The sequence below is a fragment of the Vibrio sp. CAU 1672 genome (assembly GCF_029223195.1).
In the GTDB taxonomy this organism is placed as follows: Bacteria; Pseudomonadota; Gammaproteobacteria; order Enterobacterales; family Vibrionaceae; genus Vibrio.
The window spans coordinates 1-22004 of record NZ_JARHUF010000005.1 but is presented as its reverse complement, the minus strand read 5'-3'; the positions used below and the strand labels follow the sequence as shown (position 1 = coordinate 22004).

The following is a 22004-nucleotide window of genomic DNA, read 5'->3' as shown; positions in this document are numbered from 1 at the left end:
TTTAAGTCGCAGCCATATCGAACGGCTGAGGTAACTGGGAAGGGTAATGCCCACTCCTGAAATCGTTAAGCCACAATGCCCAATTAGGAGGTAGTGGGCACCCTGCCAGTGACTCAAGCGTTGTTTTTATCTCTGGCGGGGCGGATTGCTGTGGATCTATACTTGCCAGGAACTTTAGTTTGAGTTCAGATGAAAACGGATATCGGTCTGCATAGCAAACTTCTGTACTGACAGAGTTCAGTGGTGGGGTGTCGGGCAGTTCCAGCCGGTTAGATATCAGGTCTGTCAGGCTTTGCTTTATCGCAAACTCACCAAAAGAATCCAGCAGAGGTATCGCTTGTTTAATCATGGTAAGTGGCATTCTTTTTGGTTGTTTGTAGTAGTAACTCAGTCCTAATAACAACTTTTTGTGTGCTTGCGGAAATCGTGATTCGGCAATGAATAATTTGCATTGAATCAATTGTTTAAATGCATGTAAGTCATTTTGTTTCGACTCACTGAGGTGCTGCTGGACGATTAAACAGAAATCGTTGAGCTTCTTCAGTAAGGTTCGCTTCTCCTGTCTGGAGGGCATTTTATCGAAGTGCTGGATCATATACTCGACGTAAGTACTGATTGAAGGCAGCCATTGTGAATCGGTCGGAGAAAGATGGCAGGCGAAGCAGTGACCAATTTTGTACAGTTGATCTAACTGACCGAGTTTATTTGCAATACGTGTGGCTGTGAGCATTCGACTGCTATTGCTGGGGGTGAGCTTAAAGGCGCGGTAGGCCATACTCATGGCGTTGTTGTACTGTCCCAAACTTTCATATAGGCCGGTCAAGTTATCTAACGCACGTAAACACAACGGGTTTTGTATTACGAAATCAGATAATAATGTGATCGCTTGAGTTTCTTTACCCTGGCGGTGAAGCAAAAACGCTTGCGCGCACACCAGGCTTGCATGGGTTTTGCCGTTGCAGCTCGGTAGCAGAGCCTCGAGTAAGTCAATGTGGTTTTCCTTAATCAGGAAATCAATCAGCGCTGCTTCTACACTGATGTCACCATGGTGTTGTTCATGGATAGAAAGGATATCATCCAGAGTCAAATGCTCGTAGAATCTCAGGTTTGCGATGACGTCGGCCAGGGTTTGTTGCGCCCGTAACGTGGCCATTATTTTGCTTTGCAGTGCTTTGGTTTGTAGAGGCTTTGTCAGCATAAACCTTACGCGCCCGGATAATGCGGTCAGTACGGTTTCAAGGCTTGCGTCTCCGGAAACCATCAGTACAGCAGTCATGTCGGAAATGAGCCTGGTTCGGGACATGAGGTTTAAAAGGTCTAAGCCGGTCATCCCGGAGTTGAGGTGGTAGTCTAATATAATGAGCGGAAAGAAACGTGTTTTTACCGCTTGAAGGGCAACAGCAGGCGTGTGTGCACAGGTAATCCGTGTCTTGTCCGCCCCAATTGCTACCAATTGATCTTTGATGAGTGTTACAGCGCTCGGGCTGTCATCAATCACAAGGATATTGATATTATCAACACGTATATTTCCCGTCACCACATTAAAACCCCCTGCGTACATGACCTCTATTTTAAATATAATCGTTTGATTGCATATCAGCAAGTTGGCGCGGAGAGATAGTACTTGGCCGGAGGATAAGGTCAGGCGCAAGACAGCAAAGTTTCACGGTGTTTATACTGCTTATTGACTTACTTAAATCTAACACTCTGAAAAAGAAAACATTATGTTGTGCTGGGTGGTACAATTTAGTTGCGTTTTTCATCAGTTTAGTGGATGCTGTTCTGGGAATTAAGGCTTGATCAACTCTACTTATCTTAATGGTGATATCTATTGATGCTGATAATAAATGACTGCTGATTTTCCGACCTTACTGGCTATCGGGTTAATCTTTCTAGGCTCTTATGTGCAAACGGCGATCGGTTTTGGCTTGGCTATTGTTGCTGCCCCATTACTTATCTTGTGGGCACCCGATTATGTGCCCGCACCAATATGCCTGGTGGCTTTGTTTATTTCATTACTCAATGCAATGAAGCACCGTAGCAGCGTTGAAATTGGTGGTTTAAAAATGGCACTGTTGGGACGGGTTCCCGGCTCTGTTGCCGGTGGTTTGCTGCTATTTCTGGTTTCAACCGAGGCATTAACACTCTGGATCGGAATACTCGTTTTGTTTGCGGTGGTCGTCAGTGTGCTTCCGTTTCGTATTGAGCCGACATCCGGAAAAATGACGGTTGCGGGTTTTTTCTCCGGTCTGTTTGGTACCAGTTCGGCCATTGGTGGCCCACCAATGGCGTTACTTCTTCAACACCAGGAGGCAAACCAGTTACGCGGGAACCTTTCTGCCTTTTTTGTGTTTAGTTCTATCATCTCTTTGTTTGTTCAGGTTCCGGCTGGCTTCTTTAACTTGCATCACCTTCTTATCACTATGCCGCTATTGCCTGCTGCCGCGTTTGGTTATTGGCTGGCGATTAAAACCACCCAATCTTTGCCAAAAGAAAAGATTCGTTTTGCGGCGCTAACCCTGTGTTTCGCGAGTGGAATGACAGCGGTGATTCAAGGACTTGCCTTGTAAGTTCCGAGAAAGCAGTGACATTTGTTCTACCACCCACAGTCGCGGTATAGCACCGTGGTATTTTATTACTTGTTGAGTTATTTATGAAAAACAGTCGTTACGGCAATTTTATGGCGGCTTTATCTTTTGTGATTTGGGGTTTGCTGCCGATCTACTACCGTTTACTACCAAGTGCTGCCATGGATGAATTGCTGGCATTACGTGTTATCGGCTCGGTGCCTATCGGCATCGTTATGGTTTTGGTTATCACAGGCCACTGGCCACAATGGGGGCATATCTGGCAAGACAAAAAGTCTCTCTGGCATACATTTTTGGCAAGCAACTTAATGTGTATATCTTGGTGTGCATTTACCTGGGCGTTGACTAATAACCGCGTTATTGACGCCAGTCTGGGCTTTTTTATCGGGCCGTTAATTTCAGTGGCACTTGGCGTTTTTGTTTTGGGCGATAAGCTTTCAAGAGGTAAGCTTGTTGCGATCGTGCTGGCAACGGTAGGGGTAAGTTATCAAGTTTTACAGTATGGCCAACTGCCGTTTGTTGCTTTGACGATGGGATTGTTCTTCTCGCTTTATGGGTTGTTTAAGAAAAAGATCAGTTACAACTGGAGTACGGCTTTATTAATGGAAGCTCTGTTGTTAATGCCATTCGCATTAGTTTATCTGGCAGCAAAATTATGGGTAGCAGGCGAGTTGGCTTCTATGGCAGACGTTACGACGTTCCTGCTGTATTTCGGTAGCGCTCCTGTAACTATTTTGCCTTTGATTTTCTATTCAATTGCTATCCGCATTACCAGTTTGTCAACAGTTGGTTTGATGCAATACATAGAGCCAAGTCTTCAGTTTGTGCTTGCTGTACTTTTCTTTGGTGAACTATTTGATGACGTCAAAGCGGTAACTTTTGCCTTTATTTGGGTGGGGCTGTTATTCACTATTTTTGAGAGTCTTGTTAAGCGGGCCAAAAGCAGAAAGCTCACCGAACAATCAGTTTAGGTCTTTCATTGGATTATTCGACTTGTTCACGGTTTGCTGGGTTTATAGTTAGCAATTAGCACGGACTGAAAAAGGATTGGTATGAGTATCGCTATTGTTGATCTGGTGACGCAACTGGAGCAGAAAATCGAGTGGCAGAAGAGCATAGGGTTGTTTCTGCAGGTATTTGGCTTAGCGTTAATTCCGGCCAGAGATTGAGTTCGACCGCCTTAACAATTAACTCATTTGCAGAGTGTTTCGTTGCAAAATGCTAAGGTTTTTTTGCATAATGCGACGTTTTCCATGCGCAAATTCACGCACTAGCACGACTTGCCATGCAAGCGGTTAAATATTAACCAATTTGTAAAGGTGAAAACTTGGCACGTAAACTGCTAATGTAATTGTGACCCTTTTAAGCCGAGGGTCACCTAGCCAACTGACGTTGTTAGTGAACCTCTTTGTTCACACAGTTATAGCCAATCACATTATTGTGGTTGGCTTTTTTTATATTTTTTTCACGATCAAATAGTTACATTTCTTTGTCGAATAAACGTAGTCGCTGTGGTAGTTTGCGACCGGAATTAAAACTAGTTGGTTGTATTGATGAAGAAAATTGTCGGTTTGCTTGGGTTTGCGTCCATAGTTGGTAGTCAACCTGTGTATGCGATGAGCGAAAGAAACTGGGACGTATTAACGGATTTTGGTACTTATGGCTTGGCCGCCACAGCGGCAGCCGTGCCTGTGTATAAGGGCGACTGGCAGGGGTTTTGGCAAGCTGGTTTCAGTATCGGTACCGCATCTGGAGCGAGTTTGCTTGGTAAGGCTACGATTGACGCTGAACGTCCGGATAAGAGTGGCTATGACAGCTTTCCTTCTCACCATACTGCAAGCGCTTTTGCTTCAGCAACTAACCTTTACCTGAGATATGGTTGGGAAGCAGGATTGCCTGCGTATGGTGTCGCTGCATTTGTTGCTGTGGGTCGTGTTGAAGCAAAGAAACACTACTGGCGTGATGTACTCGCCGGTGCCGCGTTAGGGACACTGAGTGCGTATGTTTTCACCGATGCATATGATGACAACGTCCGGCTTGTGCCATGGGTTACCGATGAGGAAGTGGGACTATCACTGAGCTATCGCTGGTAGATACTCAGAGTCGCTTTTGCGCTAAGAATAAAAGCCTCGGTCATCACCGAGGCTTCTGTTTTAATTCAACCTGTTTCGTTGCGAGACATAAAGTTAAAATTGCGCTTTAATCCAGATCATACGGTGATCTGAAGAAACGTCTTTACCGTTACCGTATTTTCCGATGCGATCATCGTTAAACAGTTTACGGCCTTCCTCGTAGGATGCTGACCAGTATACGCCTGAGTCTACTACATTCAGGTTGGCAGAAGGCAGTGCGTAGTCAACGCCCAGACCAAATGTAGAAGTAATGCGGTTTGGCAACGGGTGATCGGAGTTTTTGTCAACCGCATGCTCAGTTGCCCCGTAACTGGTTGGGTAAAGTGCGCCGTTCATTACTTCCTGATTCACTAGCGGGTCTGCATGCAGTGCTTGCATAACTGCGCTGATACCGTCGCCTGCTACAGGGTCAAGGTTCTGGTCACCCATCATGACAAACTTCGCGCCTTCAGTCAGGCCACCTTTGGCACCAGCATCGTCGTAGAAGTACTCTTTACCCTGAATGTAGTGATGCCAGAACTCAACTTCTGCCGCGTTTTGGGCCTGGTTTTTACCTGTATCAAATACTGGTGGTGTAGGGTGTGACATCAGCAAATGCACCACTTCGTTGCCGTGTTTAGTCGGAATGATGATCGGTGCATCGACGTGGTTTTTTGAAGACAGACGAACTTCCTGCCACTCTTCGGTGGTGTACCAGTCGTCACCACAACTCATGCCTGCAGGGAATTTTGTCGGGTCGTCACAGATGGTAATCGTCGGCATTTCTGCGCCTTGCATGTCTTTCCATTTGAACTCCTGGAAGGTGCGCGTGTTCTTTGAGTCGATTTCGTATTTGGACATCAGCGCAAATGCGTACTGACCATGGTAGAAGCCAAAGCCCCATGCGTCACCCGGCATTTGGCCGGCTGTGCCGTTGTTGTCTAAATCAAATTCACTAAGCAGACCGGTGTTGGTTGAGTAGGTCTCTGCGAACGGGTACTCGATTGGTTCCAGGTTAGCCGCGCCACCAGCGCCGTCGAGGCTTTGAGCAATCGATAAGTAGTTTTGCTGGAAACCTTCCAGCGCAGTTTTATCTTCGCCAGTGCCGTCGTTGTTATATTCTGCCATCATCAGGACATCGGGACGGTTTTTCTGAATGATTGCGGCAACATTGCGGATTTGGATTACTTTTTCAGCGACGGTTTTGTCTTCTTCAGTAATGGTTCCGTTCAGGTAAGCGGTAACCAGTTCAGTCTGTTTAGCCGGGGTCACTTGCATTTCAGTCACAAGATCTTCAAACGTATTACGGTCAAAGGATAAATTATAAGTGGCAATTTTGACTTCTGTAGGTTGCACATCGACATACTTTGTATCGTCGTCATTGCAGCCAACCAGTAAAGCGGAACCAATCAGGAGAGCGAGGGGAGTTTTAAGGATTTTCATAGGTATGGTGTTCTCTATAATAATATTCGCGTTAATCCTATTGATGTTGAACATAAATGTAAGCGATCGATGTCACATGAATGTCTGTTTGGTTTCATGGGTTATCAGTTTTTGTGTGATTAGTGTAATATGTGTGGCATTTTCAACAGTAAAAGTTTATATAAAGCTTGTTTAGTAGAGGTTTATATACAGTTACTGGCTAGTGTCTGGTTGAAAATGCTGGTTGATATGTGTGCTACACTGAACTTAGGGTATTATTATAATAAGCTCATAAGCATGTTGTGGAATGTGAAATGATCGAATCGTTATCGTCAGTTGGACTTTGCTACCAAGGCAACGTTAAGGGACTAAGCGATGGACACATTTCAAAAATTGCGCAGCAAGGTGCTAATGGGGGGGATACTTATTACCCCGATACTTTTTTCTCCACTTCTATTGGCTGCTCAGTCTGAACGACTTGAACTTAATCATGGGCAGAGCGTTTCACTTGAGAAACGTAATCTCGCTGCCACCCACAATATCGCCCGCGCACTAGAGCTGTCTGCTCAACATTCGGTGGCGGAAATCCGCCGGGTAAAAAGACAGGGGGGCGGCGTGCACATCCGTTATCAACAACAGTTTCGCGGCATTCCTATTTGGGGAAAACAGATTGTCGTTCACCGTGATCAGCACGATAAAATTACCCATATTAATGGTGTGGTAGTAAGAGGTCTCGCCAGAGACCTGAATACAACACTCCCGGCAATTTCTCTGGCTCAGGCCAAACAGCGGGCCTACCAATCTTATCTCGCCAGGGGATACCGGATTGAAGAGCAGACCCACCAGCTGACTATTTACGTTGATGATAGCGATGTGGCGCATTTGGCGTATGAAATCGGCTTTTTTGCTGATTCCGAAGCGGATGTGAAGCCAACGCGACCTACGCTGCTCCTGGATGCGAAAACCGGCGAAGTACTGTATCAGTTTGAAGGGCTGACTCACGCCGACGCAATTGGGCCTGGCGGCAATGAGAAAATTGGTTACTACGAATATGGGATGGAGTTCCCGCCTCTGTCGGTTGAGCAGTCGGGCGATACATGCATTATGAATATCCCGAATGTAGTGCGAACCATCAATTTAAACGGCCGGACCACCGGCAGCACCCATACCTTTACCTGTCCGGAAAATACGGTAAAAGTGATCAATGGTGCATACAGCCCGCTCAATGATGCGCATTACTTCGGTAAAGTGGTGTATGACATGTATCAGAGCTGGCTCGGGGTGGCACCATTGACGTTCCAGCTACAGATGCGGGTTCATTACCGCAAACGTTATGAGAATGCGTTCTGGGATGGCACCAGTATGACGTTTGGCGACGGGGCGACCTATTTCTATCCATTAGTGAGCCTGGATGTTTCCGCCCACGAGGTCAGCCACGGCTTTACCGAGCAAAACTCGGATTTGATTTATTCCGGCCAGTCCGGCGGTATTAACGAAGCGTTTTCAGACATTGCCGGCGAAGCGGCCGAGTTCTATTCTCGTGGCAGCAATGACTGGATGGTCGGGTTTGATATTCGCAAAGCGGCAGGTGCAGCACTACGTTACATGGATAATCCGCCACGTGATGGCCGCTCGATAGACCATGCGTCAAATTACGTGGATGGGATGGATGTTCATTACTCTAGCGGGGTGTTTAACAAGGCGTTTTATTTACTGGCGACCGAGTATGGCTGGGGGACACGTGCCGCATTTGAAACATTTGCCTATGCCAACCAGGCGTACTGGGCCCCTAATGCCACCTTCGATTCCGCGGCGGCTGGTGTGCTGGCGGCGGCTGAGAACATGGTAGCCGCAGGGCAGTTAGCACATGATCCGGCGGATGTGACCACTGCCTTTGCCGCCGTCGGTGTCTCAACGGATGGTGGCACTGTGACGCCGTCACCAACTTGTGAAATTACAGTACTGGAAAACGGTGTCGCCAGTACCATAGCTGTGGCGTCGACGGGAGAGTGGCGTTGTTATACCATCGATATTCCGGACAGCAGCAGTGAGCTGTTGGTGACAACGGCGGGCAATAACGGGGATGCAGATTTATATCTCAAGCTTGGATCGGAGCCGACCCTGTCGGATTATGACTGTCGCTCATACAGCAGCAACAGTAATGAATCATGCACAATGGTTAACCCGGCCGCAGGGCTTTGGCATGTCGGCGTTCATGCTTATGCCTCGTTCACGGAGGTTGCCGTCACGGCAACGTATCAGTCTGAAGTAACGCCACCACCGGGTGATGACATCACCACTTATTCGGTCAATGATGGTAAAACCTGGACTGCGGTGATCAGCAGCTCGGGCCTGATTGAAGGGGTTTGGTCTGATGGTACAACTTGCTTTTCGGATAGCGAATGCCGTAAAACGGGTATTGCTAAGAAAACCAGCTCGGTGAGTTTTACTCTGGCAGACGGGCGTGAGTTTACTATCCTGAAACCTTAACGGTCATCTAGTTATCACCAGACAAGGCTCTGTTTTACAGGGCCTTGTTACATTTTACGTAGTAAACGATTATCATAGTGCCCCAATCAGGAAGTGAGGACGACCTCACCGCTCCATTTCATTTCGGGGACGATCCCATAAATAGAGGATTATTTATGGCTTGGGCGATCCTTGTTCTTGCTGGTGTATGTGAAGTCATATGGGCGTTAGGGCTAAAGTATTCGGATGGCTTCAGCAAACTCTTTCCTTCGTTATTTACCTTGGTTTTTATGCTGCTGAGTTTCGGCTTACTTGGTCTTGCACTGCGTTCGCTGCCGCTGGGAGCCGCTTACGGAACCTGGGTTGGCATTGGAGCCATCGGCACCGCGATAGCGGGTATGTGGTTATTGGGAGAACCTGTCAACCCGACTAAACTGGTGAGTTTGAGCCTGATTGTGTGTGGGATTGCCGGGTTAAAACTGACCAGCTAATGATAATCAGCTAGCTGCCAGTTCAGGGAACCGGCGGCTGGCTGATCGTTATTCGATGTTTGATTGCGACACACGCCGGCGTGGCAGTTTAATGTGTGGGCCAAATACGTTGACCAGCGCCCCGGTGACGATCAATCCACCACCCAAGTAAGTCCACACAGAAGGCAGTTCGTCAAAGAACAGGGCGCCAATTACAATCGAAAACACAATTTGAACGTATGCGTATGCAGAGGCTTTGCCGGCTTCCTGGGTTTGCATCGCCTTAGTTAAACCGAGCTGGCCGATTTGGGTAAATACGCCAACCAAAACCAACATCAGGGTCAGATAAAGATCCGGCATGACAAAGCTACCAGCCATCAGCAAGATGGATACGGGCAGGGCAATCAATGGAAAGTAGAAAATGATCACCGAACTGTCTTCGGTTCGGCTGAGTTTTCTGACAATTACATAGGCGATCGAGCTACCTAACGCACCCAAAATGGCCATGCTCACACTGAATAAGGGTAACGACTGGGCGAGTTCAGAGTTAGTCGACGGGCTGACCATAACGTAGAGGCCCAACAAACACAGCATGATGCAAATCAGGGTTGAAACCTGAATACGTTCTTTTAGGAACAACAGAGCCAGTAGTGCAGTAAATACCGGGTGTACATACTGAAAGATGGTGGCTTCGGCAAGAGGCAGCGTAGTGACGGAATAGTAGACGCACATTAATGCCACAGTGCCCACCAGCCCCCGGGCGAACAGCAATGGTTTATTGTTTCCCCAGACAGAGAGGCGTTTTCGCTTTACATCCAGGTAGCTGATAACGAGTGAAACCAGGGCCCTGGCAGCGACAATTTCAAACACGGGAATGCCATGCAAACTGACATGTTTCACCGTGGCAGACATAAGTGCGAAGCCAAAGGCAGAAAGCAGCATAAAGCGCACGCCAATGGGAAACATAGTAGAGAGTGAATCAGGCATCGTAGCAGCTCGCTGGTTGCGGAAGGTCGCACTTTAACATACTCGCGGGGTAGAAAGTGAAGTATTTAGGGGTTAACCCCGTCGCAGAAAAGGTAAACTGTTTGCTTTTACAGTGTGTAAGAGCGAGAGGAGCAAAGCATGATCCCAATTCAGGCAACCCATGTATCTGGTGTGGTGATTTCCGAGTTTGATGGTATTAAAAAAATGCTTTTGCTTAAGCGGGTTAAAGGTGGTTATTGGTGTCATGTTGCCGGTGGGATTGAAGAGGGGGAAACTGGCTGGCAGACAATTCTCCGCGAGCTGAAAGAAGAAACACAAATCGAGCATGTGGAGCTTCACAGTGCAGATTTTCTCGAACAGTTCTATGAGCCTGCAAATAACCGCATTATGGTGATTCCTTGCTTTGTGATATTTTGCAATTTGGATCAGTTGGTTACGTTAAATGAAGAACATACGGACTTTCGTTGGTGTACGTTGGAAGAGGCAAAACAGCTGGCACCATTTGCTAACCAACATCACCTTTATGAACATGTGTGGCACCACTATGTTGAACGTGACCCAACCAAATTTACTCGAATCAATCAACATTAAGCGCGTTTGGCGACGATCGGTTTTTTGCCTCTGGGCATAGGACAGAAAATGTCGGGAGGATATTATGTATCACGGCTATGAGCAGCACCAACCACTGCAAATTTCGCCAAATATAACAGTGGAACCATTGCTCACAAAACATGCCAATATGCTGTTGGCAGTTGTGAATGAGAGCCGGGAAAGCTTGTCACCATACTTGCCCTGGACAGAGTTCGTGACAAACCGAAGAGAGGCGGTCAGGTATATTTCCCAGCGTATTAATAGCAATGCTCCCGATGCGTACTGGTTTGCGATCTATTGTGATCATCTTTTTGCTGGTGTCATAGGCATCAAAGGTGTCGATAGAATCACAGGGATTGCTGAAATGGCTTATTGGCTGGCTGATTTCGTCCGGGGACACAAGATTATCAACCAAATACTGTCGGCCTTGATCCCACTGATGCAAAAGCGCGGTAATGCCAAAGCGATTCAGTTTCATTGTATGGAAGATAACCTTGCCAGCATCAGAGTCGCTGAAAGAGCAGGGGCAACGCTGAAGGAGTATGTCGATCATGATTTTGATATGCTGGATCCTAAGCAAAGGCTGGGCATATACGAACTGAACCTGATACCTGGTTGCCGTAACGACCGAAGAGTAGAAAATAGATGACAGTAACGATCCAGACCATTAACTGGCATGAAGCAATGCCGGTTCGTCACCGAGTTCTTTGGCCTCACAAACCGCTTAGCCACTGTGAAGTTGAAGGAGATAAACAAGCGCAGCATTATGGCGCATTTGTTGATGATGCACTTGTGGGCGTTGCATCGGTTTATCTTGATGGCCGTCAGGCGCGTTTGAGGAAATTTGCGATTCTGCCCCAATATCAGGGACAAGGAATTGGCTCGATGATGATTGAGCATATGTTGGCGAGCTTAGCGCATTCACCGGTAGACTGTTTTTGGTGTGACGCCAGAGAGTCTGCTGTGTCTTTTTATCGACGCTTCGGCATGCATACGGAAGGGGAACGTTTTTATAAATGCGATGTGCCGTATTTCAAAATGAAGCTGGCGCTATAAATGGTTAAATTTGAGTTTCGACTCTAACTTCAATCAAGAATGCATAGTAAAGATGTTGCATTTATGTTAGTCATAAACTGTAGGTACTATCTGTTTGTATGCTGGTCAGGAGAAAAATCATGAATGCGATTGCAGACGTTGAAATAGGCCATTCGTTACATCTTACGCTTGATCGGCTTAAATCGGCTTACAATTCTGAACCTTATCCCAGAATCGATTCACGCAAGCAAAAGCTTATCCTCCTCAAACAGACTCTGCTAGCTCACCAGCAAGCGTTGGTCGATGCGTTGAGTGCCGACTTCGGATATCGCTCTGAATTTGATACTTCAATGACCGACGTATTGCCGACGGTTTCACAGATCAATTACACCTTAAAGCGCCTGAGTAAATGGTGTAAACCGAGCCAGAGGCACGCCGGATTATTAATGGTTCCCTCAAAAGTTTCGGTTGAGTATCAGCCTGTCGGGGTGGTGGGTATTATTTCGCCCTGGAACTTCCCCGTCATTTTGAGTCTGGCGCCATTGGTGACAGCCCTGGCGGCAGGGAACCGGGTGATGATCAAGCTGAGCGAGTTTACCCCGAAGACCAATAAGGTGATCGCCGAGATTTGCCATGTGTTACCCGACGATGTCGAAGTGATAGAAGGTGAGGCGGACGTCGCCCGTGCCTTCAGCCAGTTGCCGTTTGATCATTTGCTGTTTACCGGCTCGGCCAGTGTCGGCCGCGCGGTGGCTAAAGCCGCAGCAGAAAACCTCACCCCGGTGACGCTGGAACTGGGCGGTAAGTCTCCGGTTATCGTAGCTGAGGATGCCAATATGAAAAAAGCCGTGGATTCGATCCTGTTTGGCAAATGCATCAACGCCGGGCAAATTTGTGTTGCGCCTGATTATGCCTGGGTTCCGCAACATAAGGTGGGAGAGTTTGTTGCTCTGTTTGTGAAACGCTTTGAAGCCTTGTACCTCAACTCCAAAGATGCTCAGGGCTTTACCCATATCATTAACCAGCGTCAGTATGATCGTTTGCAGGCGTTGCTAGATGATGCCAGAACCAAAGGTGCGAGCGTGCACACGGTCGCGCAACTGGCATCTGAAGGGCGCGGCTTATATCCGCATTTATTGACGGATGTCACCCAGGAGATGATCATCATGCAGGAGGAAATCTTCGGCCCTCTGCTGCCGGTCAAACCTTACACAACGATTGAAGAGCCCCTGGAATACATCAACCAGAATCAGCGTCCGCTGGCGCTGTATATCATGTCGGAAGATGCCGAGCTTATTGAACATATTGTGCGCAATACCCACAGTGGCGGTGTTGGTGTGAATGATACTATTTTCCATGTTGGTGCGGATGATGCGCCATTTGGCGGTATCGGTGAATCAGGCATTGGTCATTACCATGGCGAAGAGGGCTTCCGGACCTTTAGTCATGCGAAGACGGTGTTCCAGACGCCGACGTGGCTACCACGCACCCGGTTACTGATGCGTCGCCGCAACCTGGCGATGAAAGCGCTGCAGAAGTTTTTCATGCGTTAACTTACTCGTGTCCAGGTAAAAAACGCCTATCAAGGCGTTTTTTTAGTTTAGCAAATGTATATTGAGTTAAATCTATACTTTTCCGGAACAGGCCAAAAGAGTGACTCCGGATATGGGTTACACCCTAATGGTCCCATAGATTCTTTATTGGTTGTTATAGAAACCGCAACGTTGCCTTTTGATAGCGATAGGAAGCAGATACCGTTTTCGACTATTTGTACACTAAAACCGACTACACTTTAGAGATATCATATTGAAATTGAGTGAAGTTTTCGCTGTTGGTGTTGTATGGAACTCTATCTCCTCGGTACCTCGTCAGGTATTCCAACCAAAACCAGAAATGTTTCTGCAACTGCGTTACAGGAGAGTGAAGGTAAGGGGTGGTTTTTAGTCGATTGTGCTGAAGGAACCCAGCATCAGCTTTTGCATACCCCGTTGTCACTGGATCACCTGCAGGCGATTTGTATCACACATATCCATGGTGATCACTGCTATGGATTACCGGGTTTACTCGCCAGTGCCGGGATGAATAACCGCAGCAAGCCGCTGACGATTGTTGCCCCAAAGGGAATACAACAGTGGTTTGCTGCGACACAACAATTTACCAAACTAAATCTGCCATTTTCGCTTAACTATGTTCTTGCCGAGTCGCTGCCCAGCCTGACGATTGGCCAGTATACCATTCAAGTGATTGCGTTATCGCACCGGGTACCGAGTTACGGCTACGGTTTCACCCAGTCAACTATTCGACGGCATCTGAACATTGAGAAGCTCAACCGGGACCAGATACCGCGCGGACCACTGTGGGGACAACTCATCCGTGGTGAAGATATTTCATTTCAGGGTAAAACCATTCGCAGTACGGACTACACCCTATTGGATCACAATCCGCGCAAAGTGATCATTGGCGGTGATAATGACACGCCGGACCTGCTCGAACCATATTGCAAGGGCTGTCAGGTGTTAATCCATGAATCGACTTATGGTGACGAATTAGCGTTGCGGGCCCAGGAAGTCGGCCACAGCTATGCAGGGCAAGTCGCCGGTTTTGCCCAGCGGATGGCGATTCCTCATTTAGTGCTCACTCATTTTAGCCCGCGTTATCAAACTCGCCCGGATGCTCCGGTTTCGATAGACCAACTCAGACAACAAGCACAGACAGTCTATTCCGGCCAACTTTTTCTGGCTCAGGATCTACAGCACTACCGGCTGAATAAACGGGGAGAACTTGCGTTGATGACTACGGATGCATTGCCACGGGATTAAAAGGCTCTTACTCAGGGTAAGAGCCTTTCGTTGTGTCTAATGAAGGACATCGCTACTGAATCTTAAAAATTTGCAATCTTCCATTAGTCTGATAAAGGCATCGTGATCGAGTTTGACCAGAGTTTCATGATCACCTGCTTCGAGGTAAACATGATCCAGGTTGGCAAGTGATTCGTCACAGACGGTTGACATATGATAAGCACTACCCACAGGGGGAACGGCACCGTGATCACAGTCGGTGAACATGCGATAAACCATTCTTTCCTTCACAAGATGGAAGGTAGCATTAAACTCATCGTTTAGTCTGGATAAGCTGATTTTGTTGTTGGCTGGCAATACAGCCATCATATGATGACCTTGGTGATCTTCCAGAATCACACCTTTTGCTATGTTCATTAAAGGGATGCCCGCTGAAACACCGCTTTGCAGTGAGCTGTTACTGTGACTGTGGTTGACCGTTTGAAAATGAATATTATGTTCAGTCAGATATTGATCGAGCCGGGTTGCAATTGTCATGTCTGCCTCCGCATCTCTGAGACCCATGATCAGTATAGGTAAAGAAATCTCCGTCCACCACGAAGAGTGCTACGTCTAATTGGGTTTTGTTCTACGCTTACTAAAACCGATTTACTGCATACGCACTAAGGAATACTGATGAGTAAGCCAGTTATTGCCGATAACAAACCGGTTAAGGTCACATTAAAGCAAGGACAAGAGTACTATTTTTGTCAATGTGGCCGTTCAAAAAGCCAGCCTTTTTGCGATGGTTCACACGCTGGTACGCAAATTAAACCGATGAGTTTTGTCGCCGAGAAGAGTGAAGATGCTTATCTTTGCCAGTGTAAACATACCAGGAACAAGCCGTTTTGTGATGGTACACACAAACAGTTCTCTGCCGAGCAAATCGGGGGGGAAGGGCCGGGGATGATAGCAAAGCAGGGAGAAAAGCCAGCGGTAAAAGCGACTCAGGAAGAGCCCACCATCGGATTAATTCATCAACTGGCTCATGAAGGGTTAAGCAAACTTGGCGCTCACGGGCCAATGACGGCGATGGGGGTGCCTAAGTACCACTTGCCGCTTTGGGACGACATTCAACTGATGGTTGCTCAGCTTGCCAGGCAGCCATTATTGGATGACGAGCCGGTGAATACTCAGTTGGTCATCGGGCCACAGGCAAAGAAACCATTGATTTTGTCGATGCCGTTGTTTGTTTCTGATATGAGCTTTGGGGCTCTGTCGCAAGAGGCCAAAATCGCGTTGGCCAAAGGGGCTGAGCTAGCGGGGACGGGGATCTGTTCAGGAGAAGGCGGCATGCTGCCTGAGGAACAACAGGCTAATTCTCGTTATTTCTATGAACTGGCCAGCGCCGGCTTTGGTTTTGATGAAGCCAAGCTGCTACAGGTGCAGGCGTTCCATTTCAAAGGTGGGCAGGCGGCAAAAACCGGGGTGGGCGGTCATCTGCCAGCGAGCAAAAATACCGGAAAAATTTCACAAGTCCGGGGTATCCCGGAAGGGCAGTCGGCCATTTCGCCAGCCCGGTTTAAAGATCTCCGCACGCCGAGGGATTTTCGCCGGTTTGCCGATCGCGTGCGTGAGATCACCGGTGGCATTCCGGTGGGGTTTAAGCTCAGTGCCAACCACATTGAAGACGACATTCAGTTTGCACTGGATGCAGGAGCTGATTACATCATTCTCGATGGCCGTGGCGGTGGTACCGGCGCGGCGCCACTTTTGTTGAGAGACCATATTAGTGTACCAACGATCCCCGCGCTGGCCCGGGCAAGACGTTATCTGGATGAACAAGGCATCGGCCGTCAGGTGACGCTTGTTATGACCGGGGGCCTGCGTGTCCCTGCCGATTTTGTTAAAGCGATGGCGCTGGGGGCCGATGGTGTCGCACTTGCCAACAGTGCGATTCAGGCGATTGGCTGCGTTGGCGCCAGAATGTGCAACACCAATAACTGCCCGGCAGGTATCGCAACCCAGCGTCCAGAGTTAAGGCAGCGCCTGGATATCGACAGCGCATCCCAACAGCTTGAGCGTTTTTTACGCTCGTCGGTAGAACTGATGAAGGTGTTGGCGCGAGCATGTGGCCATGACGATTTGTCCAAATTTAACCAACAAGATTTGGCAACCTGGCATAAGGAGATGGCGCGGCTATCCGGGGTGAAATATGCAGGGTGTGAATAGCCGTTATAAAAAAATTTTCCCTTACTTATTAATTGGTTAATAAGTTTATATTCTTGTTTAATGGCTTGATCTTAAACAATGGCTTTTACGGATCAGGGAACTACTCTGGCGGTGAGGTAAGAAATAATTTGCCGAGGATGAGTAGTTAACCAATAAAGGAGTGAAACATGGGTGGTCAGGATAAAAATGCATCGGGTAAGTGCCCGGTTATGCACGGTGGATTGACATCAACAAGCAAGTCCAATACTGATTGGTGGCCGGGCACACTAAATCTGGACATTCTTCACCAGCACGATACTAAGACAAACCCTTTGGGGCAGAACTTCAATTACCGCGAGGAACTCAAGCACCTGGATGTGGACGCATTGAAGCAGGATCTTAAGGATTTGATGACAGATAGCCAAAGCTGGTGGCCGGCAGACTGGGGGCATTATGGTGGCCTGATGATCCGTATGGCATGGCACGCCGCGGGCAGTTACCGCATTGCCGATGGACGCGGCGGTGCGGCCACTGGCAATTTGCGATTTGCGCCGCTCAACTCCTGGCCGGATAACACCAACCTCGATAAAGCACGGCGGCTGTTATGGCCGGTGAAAAAGAAATACGGCAACAAAATCAGTTGGGCGGATTTGATCATTCTCGCCGGCAATATGGCCTACGAGTCAATGGGCTTTAAGACATTTGGTTTTGGATTTGGCCGTGAAGACATCTGGCACCCGGAAAAAGATACCTACTGGGGTTCTGAGCAGGAGTGGTTGGCACCGAGTGATGCTGATAACAGCCGCTATTCTGGTGAGCGCGATTTGGAGAACCCGTTAGCGGCGGTCATGATGGGGTTAATCTACGTCAACCCTGAAGGAGTTAACGGTAACCCGGATCCACTTAAAACCGCTCAGGATATGCGGGTGACTTTTGCCCGCATGGCCATGAATGATGAAGAAACCGTCGCGTTGACTGCAGGCGGACATACGGTGGGTAAATGTCATGGCAATGGTGATGCCGCAAACTTAGGGCCAGAGCCGGAAGCTGCAGAGCTAGAAGAGCAAGGTTTAGGCTGGGTTAACCACCAGACTCGGGGTATTGGTCGTGACGCTGTCACTAGTGGCTTAGAAGGAGCATGGACAACCCACCCAACCCAGTGGGATAGCGGCTATTTCTATTTGCTGTTCAAATACGACTGGGAGCTGAAAAAAAGCCCCGCCGGGGCCAATCAATGGGAACCAATCAACATTGATGAACAGGATAAACCAGTAGATGTAGAGGACCCGTCCAAACGTTACAATCCGATCATGACGGATGCGGACATGGCACTGAAGATGGATCCCGATTACCGTAAGATTTCCGAGCGTTTCCAGCAAGATCCTGACTACTTCAATGATGCTTTTGCCCGGGCATGGTTCAAGTTAACTCACCGGGACATGGGGCCTAAAGCCTGTTATTTCGGCCCGGATGTGCCAGCCGAAGATTTGATTTGGCAGGATCCGGTTCCGGCTGGTAAAACCGATTACGATTTTACAAAGGTGAAAGACAAGATCGAAGTTAGTGGTTTAACGATTGGTGAAATGGTCAGCACTGCCTGGGACAGCGCGCGTACGTTCCGTCGCTCCGACAGACGCGGCGGGGCGAATGGGGCACGCATCTGTCTGGCACCGCAAAGGGATTGGCCGGGCAATGAACCTGAACGGCTGGCTAAAGTTTTGCCGGTACTCATGCAAATTGCGCAGGAAGAAGGCATTAGCCTCGCCGATACGATTGTTCTTGCCGGAAACCTTGGTGTCGAACTGGCAGCCAGAGCGGCCGGTTATGATGTCTACGTACCGTTTTTGCCCGGCCGTGGGGACGCCACACAAGAGATGACGGATGAAGAGTCATTTGCGGTGCTGGAACCGCTGGCAGACGGGTTCCGTAACTGGCTAAAGCAGGATTATCTGGTGAAACCGGAGGAGCTGCTTCTCGACAGGGCGCAGCTAATGGGACTAACCGCGCCAGAAATGACCGTGTTAGTTGGTGGCATGCGGGTGCTCGGTACCAATCATGCAGGCACGTCTCATGGGGTGTTGACCGATCGTGTCGGTACATTAACCAACGATTTTTTCGTTAATCTGACCGATATGAGTTACGCCTGGAAGCCAACCGGCAGCAATTCATACGAGATTTGTGTTCGCACAAGCGGCGAAGTGAAATGGACTGCGACCCGGGTGGATTTGGTTTTTGGTTCAAATTCGATATTACGCGCTTACGCCGAAGTGTATGCACAGGATGACAATAAGCAGAAGTTCATCCAGGACTTCGTTAGCGCCTGGGCGAAAGTGATGAATGCTGACCGCTTTGATGTGTTATAAAACAACTTTAACGCAAAGTTAAACAGGTGGGCCGTAAGCCCACCTGTTTTGTTTATAATGCCGTCGAGAGTGGATTTGTGCGATATCAAAGCCCAGTATAAACGCAACCATTACACTGACCAATCTGTTCCCTAGTGTTTTTACCATGGCATACGACGACATTCAGCAAACCATCGCGAGTTTTACTTCGATCGAACAAGCACTGGAGTACTTTGAGATTGATTTTGACCATCACTTTGTACAAGAGTACCAGACCCAACTGATCAAGCGCTTTAACGGTTACGTTATTTTAACCCGGCCCGATGACTGGTTTTCGGCGCGTCGTGCGTTGAGAAATGCATATTGTAAAGTGCAGCGGGGCAGGCTTGACCCGCACTCGCGCTCTGCCTGCCGAGGTTGTACTTCTTGCCTGCGCAAATAATAACCTCCCATCCTATGATAAAACAGCCAGTAAATCAGCTGACTGCAACGGCTTAAGGTCAGTAACCTCGGGATACTCAAGCGAGTGTAATGACGCCCGGGCATCGTGCTACGGATATTCCATGTTCCTGAAAACCGTATTGCTTCGTCTTTAAACTCAGCCCGGTGGTATATTGTGGAGGGTAAAAGTGATTCTGACGGCATCATAAATTTATATGAATTGACGGTGATTTATTAGCCGGTTTATTGATATTGTTCAATATAGATAATAGCTAATAAGTGCATATTGCTGCCTGAATGTAACAAAATATAAAAAATGCCAAAATTCAGGTGGTTAAAATGAAATATGTACTTTTTACGCTTGCTTTAGTAAGCCAGATTGCTGCTGCAGATGTATTCGATGATTTAAATTGGGAATATACCGGTGAGTATGATGTTCCCAACCAAAACGCGACGATACAGGTTATGGATGATCAGGGGTTGCTTCGCGGGCATGATGCGGCATTGGCTGAAGAAGAAATAAACGGCGTACCCAGTTCACCAAACGCAGTGTTATTTAATAATGATTATACCCGGTACGTAATTACTGAAGAGAAGCTCGGGTTTGTCAAAATGGATGACTGGGAGGACAACATCGATGCTCAGGCCATGCTGGATGAGTTAGTTGAAGGCACGGAAGAGGACAACAAACACCGTAAAAACGGTCAGTTGTTTATTGATGGTTGGGCGCAAGAACCGACGCTGGATAAAAATCAGGCAACGATGTACTACGCGCTGAAACTTCATGATGATCAGAATAACCATATCGTCAATGCCAGAGCAATGAAGTTATCACGGGAGGGCTACAGCCAGATCACCTGGATTGGTGAGGAAAGCCAGTTTTTGTCTGCGGAAGAGAGCCTTGCACCGATATTAGAGCAATTGAAGTATAAAGCAGGTTTTACCTACCAGGACTTTGTACCGGAAACCGATACTGTCGCGGCGGTGGGCGCCGGGGCGTTAATGTATAAACTCGTCACTGGCAAGGTTGTTGGCAAAGGAGGATTGGCGATCCTGGGGGTTGTACTGGCGATGGCTAAAAAATTCTGGTTCTTACTGTTTGCTCCTTTTATTTGGATAAAGAAAAAGCTTTTCAAGTCGGAGAAGTCCGAGCCAACATCAGTATAAATACTGCGTTTGTCACTCACTCTGGCGGTCGATGGGTCGCCTGCAGTGAGTTACGCGAGCTAGTCCTTTCCGCATGCGTTCTTGCTTTTGCGCGGCCCTTTATCTGTGGGGCGTTACCTGGCCGTTAAGTTTAACACCGATGTCATCACTTTGTTCCCCGCGCCTGACGATCGGGTGAAAACATAGATTTCAAACCCTCGCTCGGTTGGTTATTGGCATATGCTATTAACTCTTGGGTTATGGAGACTAAGTTAATGCAACAGGCCTTACAGTCACACGAATTATGTGCGGTTTGTGCTCCGGTTGAGCGCAATTTCTATTCACTTGATGTTGCGTATCACTCGGATCCAAACGGCAATATTGAAGGATGCTTCACTGTTTTACCTCGCCATCAAGGTTATTTAGGTTTGCTGCATGGTGGCATTGCCAGTTCCCTGTTAGACGGCGCCATGACGCATTGTTTGTTAACCCGCGGTATCCCCGCGTTAACCGCCCATCTGGATGTACGATTTCATCAGCCGGTAAACGTTGGTGATCATGTCTTTGTTACCGCAACTTGTGTCGGTAAAAAACGTGGCATCTACCAGCTGTCGGGGCAGCTATTGGTGGATGGCGAAGTACGTGTCAGTGCGAAAGCGAAGTTCATACAGCCGAAATAGGGAAAACAGCTGTGATCTTTATGTATGGACATCAATCAGAATCACTATACTGCCTTTGAGCTAACATGCTGACCCACAAAACTTACTTAGTGATAAATTGTTGAATTGACTCGAAACAATTTGTCATACAAGCGAGTATGCTCGCTGATGGTCAGTGCCCGGAATGAGCCGTGTGCGATCAAATCAAGAGGTCTGGGATTGAAAATTACCACAGCAGCGGAAAAGAGTGGCTTGAGTTGCCACACGTTACGCTATTACGAGAAGCAGGGACTGATTTATCCAATCCCTCGGGATGCATCGGGCAACCGTTATCATCGTGAGCATGATATTCACTGGCTGCATTTTGTACAGTGTTTGAAAAAAACCGGAATGCCGCTCAAGCATATCAAGTTATACGCGGCGAGCTGCGCCAACAATGGCAGCAGAGATTATGCCTTTCTGTTAGATATCCTCAAAACTCACCACATTGAGCTTGAACGGCAGAAAGCCGATATAGAAGAGTGCTTGCAACACATAAACTGGAAGATAGAGAACTACTCCAAGTTGATTTAGTTGTACTAATTCAGACCTGATCTGACAGTTACCCACTTTTCGACTCGGTGGCTGTCAGATTATATCTGGGCTAGATTCTTTTCAGACCAGATTGATTTCCCATCCTCTAATGTCTCTATTGGCGTTCGGCCACAGCACATTTTTCCTTGATGAGTACGATGATTGTTGTAGTAGTCCATCCA

General features: G+C 47.9%; 20 protein-coding genes and 1 pseudogene. 16 read left to right on the top strand and 5 right to left on the bottom strand.

Features of this window, described 5'->3' with window-relative positions; genetic code table 11:
- Position 1 precedes the first annotated feature (1 nt).
- Positions 2-1537, bottom strand: coding sequence for a response regulator (locus P2G85_RS06560; RefSeq protein ID WP_275863304.1), 1536 nt, complete (start codon positions 1535-1537; stop codon positions 2-4).
- A gap of 310 nt (positions 1538-1847) precedes the next feature.
- On the opposite strand from P2G85_RS06560, the gene P2G85_RS06555 reads away from it, so the two are divergent.
- From P2G85_RS06555 to P2G85_RS06545, 3 genes are all read left to right on the top strand, one after another.
- Positions 1848-2570 (top strand): sulfite exporter TauE/SafE family protein, encoded by a 723-nt coding sequence (locus P2G85_RS06555; protein ID WP_275863303.1) that lies wholly within the window; start codon positions 1848-1850, stop codon positions 2568-2570.
- An 83-nt stretch (positions 2571-2653) separates the two neighbouring features.
- Complete coding sequence (rarD, locus tag P2G85_RS06550; protein ID WP_275863302.1) at positions 2654-3559, top strand: EamA family transporter RarD; 906 nt, start codon at positions 2654-2656, stop codon at positions 3557-3559.
- A 582-nt stretch (positions 3560-4141) separates the two neighbouring features.
- Positions 4142-4681, top strand: coding sequence for a phosphatase PAP2 family protein (locus P2G85_RS06545; protein WP_275863301.1), 540 nt, complete (start codon positions 4142-4144; stop codon positions 4679-4681).
- A 93-nt stretch (positions 4682-4774) separates the two neighbouring features.
- On the opposite strand, the gene P2G85_RS06540 is transcribed toward P2G85_RS06545, so the two are convergent.
- Positions 4775-6142 (bottom strand): endonuclease/exonuclease/phosphatase family protein, encoded by a 1368-nt coding sequence (locus P2G85_RS06540; RefSeq protein ID WP_275863300.1) that lies wholly within the window; start codon positions 6140-6142, stop codon positions 4775-4777.
- A gap of 354 nt (positions 6143-6496) precedes the next feature.
- Between P2G85_RS06540 and P2G85_RS06535 the strand changes: the two genes are divergently transcribed.
- Both P2G85_RS06535 and sugE read left to right on the top strand, forming a co-directional pair.
- A complete protein-coding gene (locus P2G85_RS06535) occupies positions 6497-8611 on the top strand; it encodes a M4 family metallopeptidase (RefSeq protein ID WP_275863299.1) in 2115 nt (704 codons plus the stop codon).
- 155 nt (positions 8612-8766) lie between these two features.
- Positions 8767-9081, top strand: coding sequence for a quaternary ammonium compound efflux SMR transporter SugE (sugE, locus tag P2G85_RS06530; RefSeq protein WP_275863298.1), 315 nt, complete (start codon positions 8767-8769; stop codon positions 9079-9081).
- A 48-nt stretch (positions 9082-9129) separates the two neighbouring features.
- On the opposite strand, the gene P2G85_RS06525 is transcribed toward sugE, so the two are convergent.
- Positions 9130-10047 (bottom strand): DMT family transporter, encoded by a 918-nt coding sequence (locus P2G85_RS06525; protein WP_275863297.1) that lies wholly within the window; start codon positions 10045-10047, stop codon positions 9130-9132.
- A gap of 138 nt (positions 10048-10185) precedes the next feature.
- On the opposite strand from P2G85_RS06525, the gene P2G85_RS06520 reads away from it, so the two are divergent.
- The 5 genes from P2G85_RS06520 (at position 10186) to P2G85_RS06500 (ending at position 14492) form a co-directional block, all read left to right on the top strand.
- Positions 10186-10638, top strand: a complete 453-nt coding sequence (locus tag P2G85_RS06520) for an NUDIX domain-containing protein (RefSeq protein ID WP_275863296.1) — start codon at positions 10186-10188, stop codon at positions 10636-10638.
- A gap of 64 nt (positions 10639-10702) precedes the next feature.
- Entirely contained in the window at positions 10703-11287 is a 585-nt protein-coding gene (locus tag P2G85_RS06515) for a GNAT family N-acetyltransferase (protein ID WP_275863295.1), read from the top strand.
- Positions 11284-11694 carry a GNAT family N-acetyltransferase gene (locus P2G85_RS06510; RefSeq protein WP_275863294.1) on the top strand — a complete coding sequence of 137 codons (411 nt, stop codon included), beginning with the start codon at positions 11284-11286 and terminating at the stop codon, positions 11692-11694. The genes P2G85_RS06515 and P2G85_RS06510 overlap by 4 nt, the downstream gene beginning before the upstream one ends.
- Before the next feature lie 119 nt (positions 11695-11813).
- Positions 11814-13226, top strand: a complete 1413-nt coding sequence (locus tag P2G85_RS06505; RefSeq protein ID WP_275863293.1) for a coniferyl aldehyde dehydrogenase — start codon at positions 11814-11816, stop codon at positions 13224-13226.
- Between the two features lie 288 nt (positions 13227-13514).
- Positions 13515-14492 carry a ribonuclease Z gene (locus P2G85_RS06500; RefSeq protein WP_275863292.1) on the top strand — a complete coding sequence of 326 codons (978 nt, stop codon included), beginning with the start codon at positions 13515-13517 and terminating at the stop codon, positions 14490-14492.
- Between the two features lie 36 nt (positions 14493-14528).
- Here the strand turns inward: P2G85_RS06500 and P2G85_RS06495 are convergent, their stop codons facing one another.
- Positions 14529-15008, bottom strand: coding sequence for a YbaK/EbsC family protein (locus tag P2G85_RS06495; RefSeq protein ID WP_275863291.1), 480 nt, complete (start codon positions 15006-15008; stop codon positions 14529-14531).
- A gap of 138 nt (positions 15009-15146) precedes the next feature.
- On the opposite strand from P2G85_RS06495, the gene P2G85_RS06490 reads away from it, so the two are divergent.
- From P2G85_RS06490 to P2G85_RS06465, 6 genes are all read left to right on the top strand, one after another.
- Positions 15147-16682, top strand: a complete 1536-nt coding sequence (locus P2G85_RS06490; RefSeq protein WP_275863290.1) for a glutamate synthase-related protein — start codon at positions 15147-15149, stop codon at positions 16680-16682.
- A 167-nt stretch (positions 16683-16849) separates the two neighbouring features.
- Positions 16850-19024: a catalase/peroxidase HPI gene (gene katG, locus P2G85_RS06485; protein ID WP_275863289.1), complete on the top strand. Its 2175-nt coding sequence runs from the start codon at positions 16850-16852 to the stop codon at positions 19022-19024.
- 145 nt (positions 19025-19169) lie between these two features.
- Positions 19170-19445, top strand: a complete 276-nt coding sequence (locus P2G85_RS06480; RefSeq protein WP_275863288.1) for a nitrogenase-stabilizing/protective protein NifW — start codon at positions 19170-19172, stop codon at positions 19443-19445.
- 338 nt (positions 19446-19783) lie between these two features.
- Entirely contained in the window at positions 19784-20611 is an 828-nt protein-coding gene (locus P2G85_RS06475) for a DUF2167 domain-containing protein (protein ID WP_275863287.1), read from the top strand.
- 254 nt (positions 20612-20865) lie between these two features.
- Positions 20866-21270 (top strand): PaaI family thioesterase, encoded by a 405-nt coding sequence (locus tag P2G85_RS06470; protein ID WP_275863286.1) that lies wholly within the window; start codon positions 20866-20868, stop codon positions 21268-21270.
- 198 nt (positions 21271-21468) lie between these two features.
- Positions 21469-21822: a MerR family transcriptional regulator gene (locus tag P2G85_RS06465; RefSeq protein WP_275863285.1), complete on the top strand. Its 354-nt coding sequence runs from the start codon at positions 21469-21471 to the stop codon at positions 21820-21822.
- A 59-nt stretch (positions 21823-21881) separates the two neighbouring features.
- On the opposite strand, the pseudogene P2G85_RS06460 reads toward P2G85_RS06465, so the two are convergent.
- Positions 21882-22004: pseudogene (locus tag P2G85_RS06460) on the bottom strand (IS481 family transposase); the annotation flags it as partial.